Genomic DNA, 14,424 nt, shown 5'->3' with positions numbered 1-14,424 from the left:
GGGAGAGTGACATTCCTGAATTGTTCATGGGTGACATTTTAGCTTTGCCGCTACATGAGCGCTACTCCTATAAGGCGAGTTATGTGAAGAAGATTCGGATAGAGACACCGGGTGCTAGAGATGGCGCACGAGGCGCAACGCGTCGTAGATCGCCGCGTGGGTGTTGCGGCTGGAGACGGCGTCACCGATCCGGAAAAGGCGGAAGCTCCCGTCGGGATTGGGGGCCAGCGCCTGCGGCCTGCCATCGATGAGCGCGTCGTAGTCCACCTCACCCAGGTTCGAGCTCTGCGGTTTCAACTCGAAGTAGAGCTCGTCCAGCGGGCGCGTCCCGGCGTTCACCACCACTTGGTCGACCAGTCGGCTGCGCTTGGCCGCGCCGTAGTCGCTGCCGAGCGTGGCGCGCAGCTGGTTGCCGTCGCGCACCACGGACTCCAGCCGCCAAGTGACGGTGAAGGTCGTGTCGCGCAATTGCAGGTTGCGCATGTAGGGCACCAAGTTCATCGACATGACCTCGGCGGCAAGGTTGCGGTCCCAGCTGACGATCTCGACCGTCGCACCGGTCTCGGAGATCAGGTCGGCAGCCATCAGACCGGCGTGATCGCCCGCCTCGTCGAAGACCAGCACGCTCTGGCCGGGTTTGACGTCGCCCGAAAGGATGTCCCAGGCCGAGACGACGAGCTCGTTGCCAACGCTCAGGACCTCGGTGTGCGGAAGCCCTCCGGTGGCAAGGATCACCGCGTCGGGGCCGCTGCGCAGGATATCCCCGGCCTCGGCATAGGTGTTGAATTCGAACCGCACGCCCATCTTCAGGCATTGCTGGTAGCGCCAGTCGACGATCGAGATCATCTCGCGCCGCCGGGGTTGCAGGGCCGTCAGGCGGATCTGCCCGCCGGGCTGGTCGGCGGCCTCGAAGACGGTCACCGCATGGCCGCGCTCGGCGGCGACCCGGGCCGCCTCGAGCCCGCCCGGCCCGGCACCGACGACGGTGATGCGCTTCGGCGTTTCGGCCTTGGCGATGGCATGCGGCAGCTCGATCTCGCGCCCGGTGGAGGGGTTGTGCAGGCAGAGCGCCATGCCGCCCTGGTAGATACGGTCGAGGCAGTAGTTCGCGCCGACGCAGGGCCGGATATCCTCCTCGCGGCCCTCGATGACCTTGCGCACCAGATGCGGGTCGGCCATGTGCGCGCGCACCATGCCGACCATGTCCAGCTTGCCCGAGGCGATGGCATGGCGGGCGGTGGCGACATCGGGGATCTTGGCGGCGTGGAAGGTCGGGAAGTCGGTCGCCTTGCGGATCTCCCCGGCGAAATCGAGGTGCGGCGCGTTGCGCATGCCCTGGATCGGGATCAGGTCGGTCAGCCCCGGGTCGGTGTCGATATGTCCGCGCACGACGTTGAGGAAATCGACCAGCCCGCTCTGCTTCAGCTTGCGGCTGAGCTCGATGCCCTCGTTCGCGGTCAGCCCGCCGGGCAGGCATTGATCGCCCGTGTAGCGCAGGCCGACGATGAAGGCCTCGCCGCAGCGCGCCCGGATCGCGCGCAGCACGTCCATGGTGAAGCGCATGCGGTTGTCGAGGCTGCCGCCGTAGTCGCCGCCGAGGCTGTTGGTCTGCTCGGACCAGAACTGTTCGAGCAGATGCCCGTAGGCCTCGAGCTCGATTCCGTCTACGCCCGCGGCCTGCATCCGCTCGGCGGCATCGGCGAAATCGCCGATGATCCGGGTCATGTCCCAATCCTCGATCAGCTTCGGCGCCGCGCGATGAGCGGGCTCGCGGTCGAAGCCGGGCGCGACCACGGGCAACCAGTCGGCCTTGTCCCATCGGGTGCGGCGGCCGAGGTGCGAGAGCTGGATCATCACCGCCGCGCCGTGATCGTGGCACTCGTCGACGAGCTGTTTCATCCACGGCACCACCTCGTCCTTCCAGGCGAGGATGTTGTTGAACACCGGCGGGCTGTCCTTGGAGATGCTGGCCGATCCGGCGGTCATGGTCATCGCCACCCCCGCCTTCGCCCGCTCCACGTGATAGGCGCGGTAGCGCTCCTTGGGCATTCCGTCCTCGGGGTAGGCCGGCTCGTGACTGGTGATCATGATCCTGTTGCGCAGGGTCAGATGCTTGAGCTGATACGGCTGAAGGAGCGGATCGTTTGTCATGGGAGACCTCTGTGCCCGGGGATGCGTCAGGCGTATCTCAAGACGGACTGTTCACATGTGTCAATTTAAAAATCACGAGAGAACAGTTTATAGTCTTATGGTGCGATCATGATCGGAAATTTTTCTCAGATGCACGTAAACTTGACAGCATTATACAGTTTCTTGGACAGCCCTGCGACGCACTGCTAGACAAGCGCCATGGACAGTGAAATTTCCACCGATCGCGGCTGGCGGGGCTCGCGCGAGCTCTGGCTCGGCGCGGCCACCGAGGCGTTGATCGAGGGCGGCATCGACGCGGTGAAAATCCTGCCGCTGGCCAAGAAGCTCGGCCTCTCGCGCACCAGCTTCTACTGGTTCTTCAAGGACCGCGAAGCCCTTCTGGAGGCGCTTCTCGTCCATTGGGAGGCGGCAACGACCCGGCCCCTGCTCGCCGCGAGCCGCGAATATGCCGCGACCGAGACCGAGGCGATGCTGAACCTCGTGAGCATTTTCCTCTCCGATGAAGGCTTCAACGCGCGGCTCGACAGCGCGGTGCGTGCCTGGGGCCGGCAGGATCCGGCCGTGCTGCCGAAGGTGCACGAGGCGGACGAGCAGCGTCGGCTCGCGCTCAAGGAGCTGCTGCAGCGCTGGGGGCATGCGGAGCCGGATGCCGACGTGCGGGCCTGGACCATCTACCTCGTGCAGATGGGCTATATCGCCCTACAGCTCGAGGAAACGCTGGAGACACGGCTGTCGCGTTTTCCTGACTACGTCCAAGTCTATACCAGCCGCTACCCCACCGACGAGGAGATGGCGCGCTTCAAGGCGCGGCTCGGCCTGCACCCGGAGTTTCCGGGCTGATCCCCAAGACTCGCGCGGACGCTGCGTCACCGCACAAATTCCTTGAGCGGTTCTTCTCCCAAGGCAATTCTACCCACGGGAGATTTGGGAGGATATCCATGAAGCTGACCGCCATGACGCTGGCCCTTCTGGCCAGCGCGTCCTACGCCTATGCCGATCAGACGCCCGAGGACTGCAGCGCCCTGCGCGACGCGGTCTTCGACGGCGGCCATGTCACCTCGGCCCGGGTCCTGAGCCCCGAGGGCCTGCCGCAATATTGCGAGGTGCGGGCCACCGCCCTGCCCGCCATTTCGATCGAGGTCCGACTGCCGCTCTCGGGCTGGAACGGCAAGTTCTACCAGGCGGGCTGCGGCGGCTTTTGCGGCATCCTCGGGCGTGCTGACGGCGGTCAGTCCTGGGTCAACGCCATGCGCCCGGGGCTCGAGCGCGGCTACGCCACGGCCACCTCGGACAGCGGTCACCATGCACTCGCGGTGACCGAGGCGACCTGGGCGCAGGACAATCCCGACGCCGAGCGCGACTGGGGCTGGCGCTCGATCGGCGAGACCAACCGGGTCGCGCAGGTGATGATCGATGCCTTCTACGGCACGCCGTCGAGCCAGGCGATCTTCCAGGGTTGCTCGACCGGCGGGCGCATGGCGCATGTGGCGGCGCAGCGCTACCCCGAGATGTTCGATGGGATCATCTCCGGTGCCCCGGCGATGGACTACACCGGGCTCGTCGGAACCGCGATGTCCTGGACCCTTCAGGCCAATACCGCCGAGGATGGCAGTCAGATCCTCGGGCCCGACGAGGCCGCGAAGATCGGCGCGGCGGTGATGCAGCAATGCGACGGCGCGGACGGGACCGAGGATGGGGTGATCGCCGATCCGCGCGCCTGCGAGGTCGACTATACCGGCCTCGGCCTCAGCAACCAGCAGCTCGACACATTGGCGAAATGGCGCGAGGGGCCGCGCAACGCGGCGGGCGAACAGCTCTATCCCGGCGGCATCCCCGAGGGCTCGGAGCCCTTCTGGTGGCTCTGGCTGACCGGCAATGCCGAGGGGGCCGGGAAGATGGTCGCGGGCTTTGCGGGTGGGTTCACCCGCCACATGGCCTTTGCGGAGGATCCGGGCACCGACTACTCGCCGCTGTCCTTCGACTTCGAGACGGACCCCGCGCGCATGGCGACGGCGGCCGATCTCTATAACGGCGACAATCCGGATCTCTCGGCCTTCCGCGCGGCGGGCGGCAAGATGATCGTCTACCACGGCTGGGCGGATTCCATAGTGACGCCCTACAAGACGGTCGATTGGTACGAACAGGCAGCAGAGCTGGCCGGAGGCGAGGCCACGCTGAACGAGAGCGTAAAGCTCTTCATGGTGCCGGGTCTCGATCACTGCGGCATCCTGCCCAGCCCGAACGGGGTGAACTGGTCCTCGCTCGATCCGATGACCCCGCTGGAGGCCTGGATGAACCAGGGCACCGCGCCAAGCTCGATCATGATCGAGTGACTTCTCAGCCTCCTGCCCCGCACCCGCGGCCGGGGCAGGAGGCCCACCTTCGACGCGCTCAGTCCACCATGCGGTGCTGCGGCGCGAAGACGCTGAGTTTCAGCCAGGCCTTTAGGCGGCTTTCCAGCTCCGGCATGGCGTCGATCTGGATGTGGCCCGCGTCGATCTCGTCGGGCAGCTTGGACAGGCCCATCCAGACCGAGGTCATCGCCCGCAGATCGGCGGTCACCAGGATATCGACCTCGTAGCCGGGGTCGAACTTGCACAGATCGGTGTCGTCGGTGCCGACCACGAGCCACCAATCGCGCAGGTTTTCCCCGATTTCCGGGTACAGAAACTGAATCGTGCAGCGCCGGTCGGGGCGCGGATACGGGTCGAAATTCCGGCGGATGTCCCACATCAGCAGCGACGGATCGAGATTGCGCAGCGAGAGCCGCGACTCGACCCAGCGCTGCCCCCAATTGCCGATGCCCATCACGATCGGGCGCAGTTCCTCGCCCGCTGGGGTGAGATGATATTCCGGCGAGCCGCGGTCGGTCTGCACCGTGCGGATCACCCCGGCCAGTTCCAACTCCTTGAGGCGCTTTGACAAAAGGCTGGGCGACATCTTGGGCACACCCTTGCGGATGTCGTTGAACCGGGTCGATCCGCAGAGCAGTTCGCGCACGACAAGCGGTGTCCAGCGCGTGCAGAAGACCTCGGACGCCATCGAGATCGGGCAGAACTGCCCATAGAGGTTGGTGATCTCCATGCGCGGGATCATACCAGAGCCGATTCATTTCCTGAACTATCGCTCTGTGTCGACTCTGGCATGCTTGTGGGACGACAGGGAATGAAAGGACCACGAGATGACCGAGATCGAGACACTCGACCGCCCGGTGACGCGGGACTTCACCGCCATCGCCGAAGAGTTCGCGGCCGGCTGCGCCAAGGAGGCCATGGCCCGCGACGACGACGACAGCTTCGTCGCCGAGAATTACCTCAGGGCCAAGCAGGCCGGGCTGATCGACGCCGGGGTGCCGGCGGAGCTGGGCGGCGGCGGCGCCGATATCCGCGCGCTCTGCGACATGCTGCGCCGTGTGGCGCACGGCTGCTCGTCCACCGCGCTGGCGCTGTCCATGCACACCCACCAGGTCGCCTTTCCCGCCTGGCGCTGGCACCACCAGCAGGCGACGCGGGACAAGACCGAACCGCTGCTGAAACGCATCGCCGCCGAGAAGCTGGTGCTGCTCTCCTCCGGCGGCGGTGACTGGATCGGTGGATCTGGCAAGGCCGAGCCGGTCGAGGGCGGCTACCGCATCACCGCCCGAAAGATGTTCGTCTCGGGCGCGCCTGCCGGGGATCTGCTGATGACCAGCGCGATCTCGCCCGAGGAGGGTGGGACGATCCTGCACTTCCCCTGCCCCATGGCCGCGAAAGAGGTCTCGGTGCTCGACACCTGGCACACGCTGGGGATGCGCGGCACCGGAAGCCACGACGTGATGATTGAGGGGCTCTTCGTGCCCGCCGAAAAAGTCGCGGTGAAACGTCCGCAGGGCCGGTGGCACCCGATCTTCTTCATGCTGGGCACCATCGCCTTTCCGATCATCTACGCGGTCTATCTCGGCGTCGCCGAGCGGGCGCGGGATCTCGCGGTGGAGATCGCCACGCGGCGCCCCGCCTCGCGCCTGCTGCGCGACCGCGCCGGGCGGATGGAGACGGCACTCTGCACCGCGCGGCTCGCCCACGCCCACATGGTGGCCACCTGCGAGCTGAACGCACCTGCGGCCGAGACCGTCGGGCAAGTAATGACTGGCCGCCGGCTGGTCGAGGAGAACGCGATCCTCACGGTCGAGCTGGCCATGGAACTGGCGGGTGGCGCGGGCTTCTACCGCAAGGCGGAACTCGAGCGGCTGTTTCGCGACATCCAGGCCGCCCGCTACCATCCGCTGCAAAAGGAGATCCAAGCGGAATACGTCGGCGCCCTCGCGCTCGGTCAGTCGATCGACGAGATCTACTGAACCGGCTCCCCGCCTCCCAGGCGCTGACGGGTCGCGGCGCCCTCCGGGAAAGTCCCCGGGGCGCCGCGTGCCGCTCCACCGGGGGCGGTCTGTGCTATACTCGGCGCATCGATGCTCTGACGACAGGAGGAGGCGATGGGTATGGAAAAGCAAGACGCTGCCACCGGCCAGATCACGGCCGAGGCGGCGCGCGTCTACGAGTCGTTCTTCGTTCCGGCGCTCTTCGGGCAATTCGCCCCATGGCTGGTCGAGGCGGCGGGTATCCGGGGCGGCGGCCGGGTGCTCGACGTGGCGACCGGCACAGGGGTCGTGGCCCGGGCGGCGCTGAAACGCGGCGCGAGCGTGAGCGCGGTGGACATCAACGAGGGCATGCTGACCGTAGCCCGCGAGCTGGAGCCGCATGTGCAGTTCCAGCGCGCCCCGGCCGAGGCGCTGCCCTTCGACGACGATGCCTTTGACGCGGTGACCTGCCAGTTCGCGCTGATGTTCTTCGAGGACCGCGTGCAGGCGCTGCGCGAGATGCGCCGGGTCTGCCACCCGGGCGGGCACGTGGCGGTCTCGGTCTTCGATCCATGGGAGGACTCGCCGGGCTACCGCGACCTCATCCCCCTGCTCGGCGAGGTCATGGGGCCGGAGGCGGCGGAGGCCCTGAAAGCCCCCTTCTGCCTCGGCGCCGCCGGGGACCTGGAGGCGCTGCTCAAGGAGGCGGGTCTCGGCGCAGCGCAGCGCATCCACAAGACCGGGCAGGTGCGTCATGCCTCGCTCGCGGGCTGGCTCGACACCGAGATCGGTGGCTGGACCCTGGCCGACATGGCAACGCCGGAGATCATGGCCGCGCTCAAGACGGCGGCAGAGGACCGGCTTGGCCGGTATCGCAATTCCGACGGCACGGTCTCCTTCGACGCTCCCGCGGTCTTTGCCATCGCCGAGGTCCGAGCCTGAGGTGAAGCCCGCAAGGCCTTGATCAAAATCATGGACTCGAGGCCCCTCGCGGGCGAGGCTGGCCGGGACGGATGCCGCGCGCGTCCAGAACGGGAGAGGCACGCATGGTGGCAATGCTCAAGGGTCTGGCGGGTCTGGCGCTGCTGCTGCCGTTCGGCCTCAAGTCCTGTGACGGCCCGGCCGCCGATGTGGCGCTCGGTCAGCTCATGCGCGAGCGCGTGCTGCTGACCGCAACCGCCAACGAGATCATCACGGACCTGCCGATCGCCGAGGGCAGCGCGGTACAGGCGGGCGACGTGCTCGTGCAGCTCGACGACACCCTGCAACAGGCTCAGCTGGCAGTGGCGCAGGCGCAGCTCGCCGAGGCCGAGGCCGATCTCGAGCGGATGCGCACCGGCGCCCGCCCCGAGGAATTCGCCATCGCCGAGGCGCGGGTCGAGGGCGCCCGCGCGGTCTACCAGGAGGCGCAGGCGAGTTACGAGCGCAACGCCCGGCTGGTTGAGACCGGCACGGTCACCGCCGCCCGGCTCGACGAGGTGGTGGCGCAGCGCAACTCGGCGCTGGCCGAGCTGACCAGCGCCGAGCAGTCGCTGCAGGAGCTGCGGATCGGAGCCCGCGCCGAGGACATCCGCATCGCCGAGGCGCATGTGACCGCCGCCGAGGCGCAGGTCTCGGCAGAGCGCACCCGGCTCGACGACCTGACCATCCGCGCCTCGCGCGACGGGCTGCTCGACAGCCTGCCGTGGAACCGCGGCGAGCGGGTGCCGCTCGGCAGCCCTGTCGCCGTGCTGCTGACCGGTGATCGGCCCTATGCGCGCATCTACGTGCCCGAGGCTTCCCGCGCCGGGCTGGCGATCGGCGATCCGATCTCCGTCAGCCTCGACGGCGATGGCGCGGCCTACGATGGCACACTGCGCTGGATAAGCAACGAGCCCGCCTTCACGCCCTATTACGCGCTAAACCAGGAGCAGCGCAGCCGGCTGGTCTACCCGGCCGAGGTGGCGCTGCCGGAGACGGCGGCGGACCTTCCGGCGGGGTTGCCGGTCTCGGCGCATCTGCCATGAGCGAGGCGGTTGCCCAAACCTTCGGGCTCACCCGGCGCTTCGGAGACAAGCTGGCGGTGGATGGACTCGATCTCGCGATCCCCAAGGGCGTGGTCTATGGGCTGCTCGGCCCCAACGGCTCTGGCAAGACCACCGCCATGCGGATGCTGACCGGGCTGCTGACGCCGACCTCGGGTCATGCCGAGGTTCTGGGCGCGCGCCTGCCCGGCGACGCCGAGGCGGTGAAGCGGCGCATCGGCTACATGACGCAGGGCTTTACCTACTACCGCGACCTCACGGTGCTGGAGAACCTGCGCTTCATCGCCGAGATCCACGACCTTCCCGCGCGCCGCAAACGCCAGCGCATCGCCGAGCTGATGGACACCTACACGCTGCACGAGCAGGCGAACGTTCTGGCCGGGGCGCTCAGCGGCGGCCAGCGCCAGCGCCTCGCGCTTGCCGCCACGGTGATGCACGAGCCGGAGCTGCTGTTCCTCGACGAGCCGACGGCGGCGGTCGATCCCGAGTCTCGCCGGGCCTTCTGGGAGCAGCTCTTCGATCTCGTCGATGCCGGCACCACGATGATCGTCTCGACCCACCTGATGGACGAGGCCGAACGCTGCCACCGCATCGCCATCCTCGACCGCGGCCGCAAATGCGCCGACGGCACGCCGCGCGCGCTGATGGACCGGATCGCCGGGCGCGCCGTGGAGGTGGAGGCCAAAGACCCCCGCCGCATCGGGCGCGCACTCTCAGGCAAGGAGGGCATCGTGTCGGTGGCGCAGATCGGCGAACGGCTGCGGGTACTGGTGACCGAGGGCACCGGCGATCCCGAAGCACTTGTGAGAGAGGCCCTGGCAGGTCACCCCGACGCCGCGGTGCGGGCCATCTCTCCCAATCTCGAGGACGTCTTCGTGCTGGCCACCCACGGACGGGACCAATGATTTCCGGCCGGCGCATTCTGGCGATCCTGCGCAAGGAGCTGCTGCAGCTGCGGCGCGACCGGATGACCTTTGGCATGATCGTGATGATCCCGCTGATCCAGCTTGTGCTTTTCGGCTACGCGATCAACACCGAGATCCGCCATATCCCCGCCGTGCTGGTCGACCAGAGCGAAAGCAACCTCAGCCGCAGCCTTGTGCAGATGGTCGAGGCGACGCAGGTGGTGCGCTTCGAGCAGCACGTCGCCACTGTCGCCGAAGCCGAGCGGGCCATTGTCCGCGCCGAGGTGCGCGCCGCCTTCATCATCCCGCAGGACGTGGCGCAGAGGCTGGTGCGCAACCCGGCGATCGGCAGCCGCTTCGCCGACGGCCTGCAGGAGGTCGAGGCCCGGCCCATCGCGCAATGGGTGGCGGACGGCTCGGACACGCTGGTCGCCGCCGCGATCCGCTCGCTGCGCGGCATGCCGCTCGGCGAGATGTTCCGCGACTCCACCAATACCGCCACGCCGACCTTCGAGGTCACCCTCTTCTACAATCCCGAGCAGCGCTCGGTGGTGAACATCGTGCCGGGGCTGGTGGGCATCATCCTGACCATGACGATGATCATGTTCACCTCGGCCGCCATCGTCCGCGAAAGCGAGCGCGGCAACATGGAGATGCTGATCACCACGCCGATCCGCCCCGTCGAGATCATGATCGGCAAGATCATCCCCTATGTCGGCATCGGCCTCATCCAGGTGGCGATCATCCTCGGGCTCGGCGCGCTGCTCTTCTCGGTGACCGTAGCGGGATCGCTCTGGGTGCTACTGCTGGTGACGCTGCTCTTCATCCTCGCGAGCCTGTCGCTGGGGCTGGTGCTCTCGACGCTGGCCAGCAACCAGCTTCAGGCGATGCAGATGACCGTCTTCGTGCTGATGCCGTCGATCCTGCTCTCGGGCTTCATGTTCCCCTACGAGGGCATGCCCCGCGGCGCCCAGCTGATCGCCGACCTGCTGCCCGCGACCCACTTCATGCGGATCATCCGCGGCGTGGTGCTGCGCGATGCCGGGCTCATGGACCTGCTGCCCGACAGCCTCTGGCTGCTCGGCTTCGCGCTGCTGGGGCTGGGGCTGGCCTCGCTGCGGTTCCGCAAGCGGCTCGACTGATCCGGCCACCCGCGCACAGGTCCTGCGCTTGGGCAAACAGCCGCCCGGCTTGCGGGTCCCGCCCCCGAATGACTAGCTATGGCTCAAACGGGCCCGGCAGAGGATGCTTTCCGCTGCCGCCGCAGCCCGAGGAGTATCGCTATGAAAAAGATCGGCTTCCTGTCCTTCGGACATTGGTCCCCGCAACGCGGCTCGGCCACCCGCACCGCCTCGGATGCGCTCTTGCAGGCGATCGACCTGTCGGTCGCCGCCGAGGAGCTGGGGCTCGACGGCGCCTACTTCCGCGTCCACCACTTCGCCCGCCAGCACGCAAGCCCCTTCCCGCTGCTCGCCGCCGTCGGCGCGCGGACCAAGAAGATCGAGATTGGCACCGGCGTCATCGATATGCGCTACGAGAACCCGCTCTACATGGCCGAGGATGCCGGCGCCGCCGACCTGATCAGCCAGGGCCGGCTGCAGCTCGGCATCAGCCGCGGCAGCCCCGAGCAGGTGATCGAGGGGTGGCGCTACTTCGGCTATGGCCCGGCCGAAGACGAGACCGACGCCGACATGGGCCGCCGCCACGCGCAGGTCTTCCTGCAGATGCTCGAGGGCCATGGCTTCGCCGAGCCCAACCCGCGCCCGATGTTCCCCAACCCGCCGGGCAAGCTGCGGCTCGAGCCGCATTCCGAGGGGCTGAAGGACCGCATCTGGTGGGGCGCCGGCTCGAACAAGACCGCCGAATGGGCCGCCATGCTGGGGATGAACCTGCAAAGCTCGACGCTCAAGGATGACGAGACCGGCGAGCCCTTCCACCTCCAGCAGGCGCAGCAGATCCGCGCCTACCGCGAGGCGTGGAAATCGGCCGGCCATGCGCGCAAGCCGCGGGTCTCGGTCAGCCGCTCGATCTTCGCCATCACCAGCGATGAGGACCGGATGTACTTCGGCCGCGGCGGCAAGGAGCAGGATTCGGTGGGCTTCATCGAGCAGCAGCGCTCGATCTTCGGCCGCTCCTATGCCGACGAGCCCGACAAGCTGATCGAGCAGCTCAAGGGCGACGAAGGCATCAAGGAAGCCGATACGCTTCTGCTGACCATCCCGAACTCGCTGGGGGTCGATTACAACGCCCACGTGATCGAGAATATCCTCACCCACGTGGCCCCCGCCCTCGGCTGGCGCTGAGCCAAATCCCGAAGCATCGCCCCGGCCAGACGCCGGGCGATGCAGGCGGACCCGTGGTCCTCTCCCCGCCCCCCTGTGCCTCTACCGTGCCCGCCGAAACCCGCCGCAAGGGTGCGGCACCGGAGCGCGCATCCCGGATTTCCGGTGCGGAACCTCTCACATTCGTGCGCAAATGCCGCTAAGGCGACGCCCAGAGAGAGTCTTCCCAGGAGAGAGCGATGTCATACTTCCCCCGTTGGCGCCTCGGCACGGGCCAGGTGATCATGCCGGACGAGCGCCTGCCCGGCGCCGCCTCGGTCCCCATGGGCATCCAGCACCTGCTGGCGATGTCCGGCTCGACCATCGTCGCGCCGATCCTGATGGGCTTCGATCCCAATGTCGCGGTGTTCTTCTCGGGCATCGGCACGCTGCTCTTCTTCATCATCACCGCGGGCCGGGTGCCGAGCTACCTCGGCTCCTCCTTTGCCTTCATCGCCGTGGTGCTGGCAGTGCTCGGGCAGGAGGGCGCTACCATCGCCCATGCGCTCGGCGGCATCGTGGTCTGCGGCGCGCTCTACGCGCTGATCGGTCTCATCGTCATGGCGGTCGGCTACGGCTGGGTGGAGAGGCTGATGCCCCCCGTGGTGACCGGCACCATCGGCATTGCCATCGGCCTCAACCTCGCGCCGGTCGCGGTGGACCAGCTCAATGCCTTCGGCTCCCCCACCCCCTCGCATCTGACAATTGCGCTCCTGACGGTGCTCTGCATGGCGATGGTCTCCTGCTACGGTCCCTCGGGCACCCGGCGGCTGTCGGTGCTGCTGGCGCTGGTCTTCGGCTACGGGCTGGTGCTGGTGCTGGGCAACGGGCTCGGGATCATGCCGGGCATCGATTTCTCGGCAGTCGGCGCGGCGGAGTGGTTCGGCCTTCCGCACTTCCAGAAGCCCGAGTTCCACTGGTCGGCGATCACTCTCATTGCCCCTGTCGCCATCGTGCTGGTCGCCGAGAACCTCGGCCACATCAAGGCGCTTGGGGCGATCACCGGGCAGGACATGGACCGCTACATCGGCCGCGGCTTCTTCGCCGACGGCGTGGCGACCATGGTCGCGGGCTCGGGCGGCGGCACCGGGGTCACCACCTACGCCGAGAACATCGGCGTCATGGCGATGACCAAGGTCTACTCGACGCTGGTCTTCGTCATCGCCGCCGTCGTGGCGATCTGCCTCGGCCTCTCGCCGAAGTTCGGCGCGCTGCTGCAGACCATCCCGGCACCGGTGCTGGCGGGACTGTCGGTCGCGGTCTTCGGGCTCATCGCCTCGGCCATGGCGCGGATCTGGATCGAGAACCGGGTGGATTTCTCGGACCCGCGCAACCTCTTCACCGCGGGCATCGCGCTGATCTTCGGCGCCGGGGACTTCACGCTGCACCTCGGCGGCTTCGCGCTCGGCGGCATCGGCACCTCGACGCTGGCGGCGCTGCTGCTCTACCAGCTGCTCGGGTTCGGCCGCAAAGGCTGATCGCGCGCCGGAGGGACAGCACTCCCCACTTGTCAAAGTGGGGGGGTGCTGTCCGGGGGGGCTCGCGCCGGACGCGCGGGCCCTGCCCAAAAAACGGGCAAACCAGCACGGAGCCAAGCCTGCTTGATCCGGAGCCCCTTTTATCCACAGCTCCATCCCCTGCGAATGGGGAGAACTTGCGGCCCTGGACCCAGCATCCGCTCCCGCGCCCGGTCAGCCGTGACGCGCGATATAGTCCTCGATCCGCGACACCTCTTCGTCCGAGCCGAAGATCAGCGGGCAGAACCCATGCGGCGTCTCAGGCTCTAGCTCGAGGATCCGCCGCCGCCCATCGCTCGCGCGGCCCCCGGCTTGCTCGACCATGAAGGCGATCGGCACGGCCTCGTAGGCCAGCCGCAGCCGCCCCTGCTCGTAACCCTTGCGCCCGTCCTGCGGGTAGAGGAAGGCGCCGCCCTTGAGCATGATCCGGTGCAGATCGCCCACCGCCGCCGCCAGCCAGCGCATGTTGTAATTCTTGCCGAGCGGGCCGTCCTTGCCAGCGCGCATGTCCTGCGCATAGGCCTGCAGCCCCGGTGCCCAGTGCCGCTCGTTCGAGGCGTTGACGGCGATCATCGAAGTGGTCGGCTTGAGGCGGATGTTCTCGGCGGTGATGCGGAAATCCCCGGCGCGGCGGTCGAGCGTGGCGATATGTACCCCGTCGCCCAGCGACCAGGCGAAATCCACCGAATGACCGAAGCAGGCATAGCCCGCCGCCACCGCCTCGGCGCCCGGGCGGCGGAAGCTGCCGTCGCCGGCGGGGTAGATCACGAAGAGCATCCCCAAGAGCGCGCAGATGCCGATCGAGCCGGAGCCGTCGATCGGATCCATGGCCACGTCGAAGGCACCCTCGGGGTCGAGCGTGACCACCGCCTCGGCCTCTTCCGAGAGCACGTGGCGGACGTTGCAGCCCGCGAGGGCCTTCAGCATGTGCTCATGCGCGCCGACATCGAGCGCCTTCTGTGCATCGCCGCTCTCGTTGTCGCCGACGATCTGCGCCGGATCGCCGGTCAGCAGTCCCTCGGCCAACCGGTCCGCCACGGCGGGAAGCGCCTCGGCGATGTGCCGCACGATACGCGCGGCGCCATCATCGGCAAGCCGGAGGTGCAGCGCGTCTCCGCGAGGGGCGTGGTCGTTGGGGAGGGTCAGCATGGTGGGGCGTCCTGTCGTTTACCG

At 67.8% G+C, this 14,424-nt stretch carries 12 protein-coding genes; 9 read left to right on the top strand and 3 right to left on the bottom strand.

Annotation, left to right across the window (positions count from 1 at the left end; translation table 11 throughout):
• Positions 1 to 114 precede the first annotated feature (114 nt).
• Positions 115 to 2,151 (bottom strand): NADH:flavin oxidoreductase, encoded by a 2,037-nt coding sequence (locus tag CLG85_RS03970; protein WP_095883284.1) that lies wholly within the window; start codon positions 2,149 to 2,151, stop codon positions 115 to 117.
• A 198-nt stretch (positions 2,152 to 2,349) separates the two neighbouring features.
• Between CLG85_RS03970 and CLG85_RS03965 the strand changes: the two genes are divergently transcribed.
• Together CLG85_RS03965 and CLG85_RS03960 are read left to right on the top strand one after the other, a co-directional pair.
• Entirely contained in the window at positions 2,350 to 2,991 is a 642-nt protein-coding gene (locus CLG85_RS03965) for a TetR/AcrR family transcriptional regulator (RefSeq protein WP_095883283.1), read from the top strand.
• Between the two features lie 98 nt (positions 2,992 to 3,089).
• Positions 3,090 to 4,484, top strand: coding sequence for a tannase/feruloyl esterase family alpha/beta hydrolase (locus CLG85_RS03960; protein WP_095883282.1), 1,395 nt, complete (start codon positions 3,090 to 3,092; stop codon positions 4,482 to 4,484).
• A 58-nt stretch (positions 4,485 to 4,542) separates the two neighbouring features.
• On the opposite strand, the gene CLG85_RS03955 is transcribed toward CLG85_RS03960, so the two are convergent.
• Positions 4,543 to 5,235, bottom strand: a complete 693-nt coding sequence (locus tag CLG85_RS03955; RefSeq protein WP_260348464.1) for a winged helix-turn-helix transcriptional regulator — start codon at positions 5,233 to 5,235, stop codon at positions 4,543 to 4,545.
• A 97-nt stretch (positions 5,236 to 5,332) separates the two neighbouring features.
• On the opposite strand from CLG85_RS03955, the gene CLG85_RS03950 reads away from it, so the two are divergent.
• From CLG85_RS03950 to CLG85_RS03920, 7 genes are all read left to right on the top strand, one after another.
• On the top strand, positions 5,333 to 6,484 hold the full coding sequence (locus CLG85_RS03950) for an acyl-CoA dehydrogenase family protein (RefSeq protein ID WP_095883281.1): 1,152 nt from the start codon (positions 5,333 to 5,335) through the stop codon (positions 6,482 to 6,484).
• 141 nt (positions 6,485 to 6,625) lie between these two features.
• On the top strand, positions 6,626 to 7,426 hold the full coding sequence (locus CLG85_RS03945; protein ID WP_260348463.1) for a class I SAM-dependent methyltransferase: 801 nt from the start codon (positions 6,626 to 6,628) through the stop codon (positions 7,424 to 7,426).
• Positions 7,427 to 7,530: 104 nt separating this feature from the next.
• Positions 7,531 to 8,490 (top strand): HlyD family secretion protein, encoded by a 960-nt coding sequence (locus CLG85_RS03940; protein ID WP_224848985.1) that lies wholly within the window; start codon positions 7,531 to 7,533, stop codon positions 8,488 to 8,490.
• Positions 8,487 to 9,413 carry an ABC transporter ATP-binding protein gene (locus CLG85_RS03935; protein ID WP_260348461.1) on the top strand — a complete coding sequence of 309 codons (927 nt, stop codon included), beginning with the start codon at positions 8,487 to 8,489 and terminating at the stop codon, positions 9,411 to 9,413. Before CLG85_RS03940 ends, CLG85_RS03935 begins: the two co-directional genes overlap by 4 nt.
• Entirely contained in the window at positions 9,410 to 10,555 is a 1,146-nt protein-coding gene (locus CLG85_RS03930) for an ABC transporter permease (RefSeq protein ID WP_095882587.1), read from the top strand. Before CLG85_RS03935 ends, CLG85_RS03930 begins: the two co-directional genes overlap by 4 nt.
• Positions 10,556 to 10,696: 141 nt before the next feature.
• On the top strand, positions 10,697 to 11,716 hold the full coding sequence (locus tag CLG85_RS03925; RefSeq protein ID WP_095882586.1) for an LLM class flavin-dependent oxidoreductase: 1,020 nt from the start codon (positions 10,697 to 10,699) through the stop codon (positions 11,714 to 11,716).
• Positions 11,717 to 11,934: 218 nt separating this feature from the next.
• Positions 11,935 to 13,212 (top strand): solute carrier family 23 protein, encoded by a 1,278-nt coding sequence (locus tag CLG85_RS03920; protein WP_095882585.1) that lies wholly within the window; start codon positions 11,935 to 11,937, stop codon positions 13,210 to 13,212.
• A 213-nt stretch (positions 13,213 to 13,425) separates the two neighbouring features.
• Here CLG85_RS03920 and CLG85_RS03915 read toward each other — a convergent pair whose 3' ends face one another.
• Positions 13,426 to 14,400 carry a class 1 fructose-bisphosphatase gene (locus CLG85_RS03915; protein WP_095882584.1) on the bottom strand — a complete coding sequence of 325 codons (975 nt, stop codon included), beginning with the start codon at positions 14,398 to 14,400 and terminating at the stop codon, positions 13,426 to 13,428.
• Between the last annotated feature and the right edge of the window lie 24 nt (positions 14,401 to 14,424).

Source organism: Alloyangia mangrovi (genome assembly GCF_002300555.2).
Classification (GTDB): domain Bacteria; phylum Pseudomonadota; class Alphaproteobacteria; order Rhodobacterales; family Rhodobacteraceae; genus Salipiger; species Salipiger mangrovi.
This window is presented reverse-complemented; position numbering and strand designations above follow the sequence as displayed.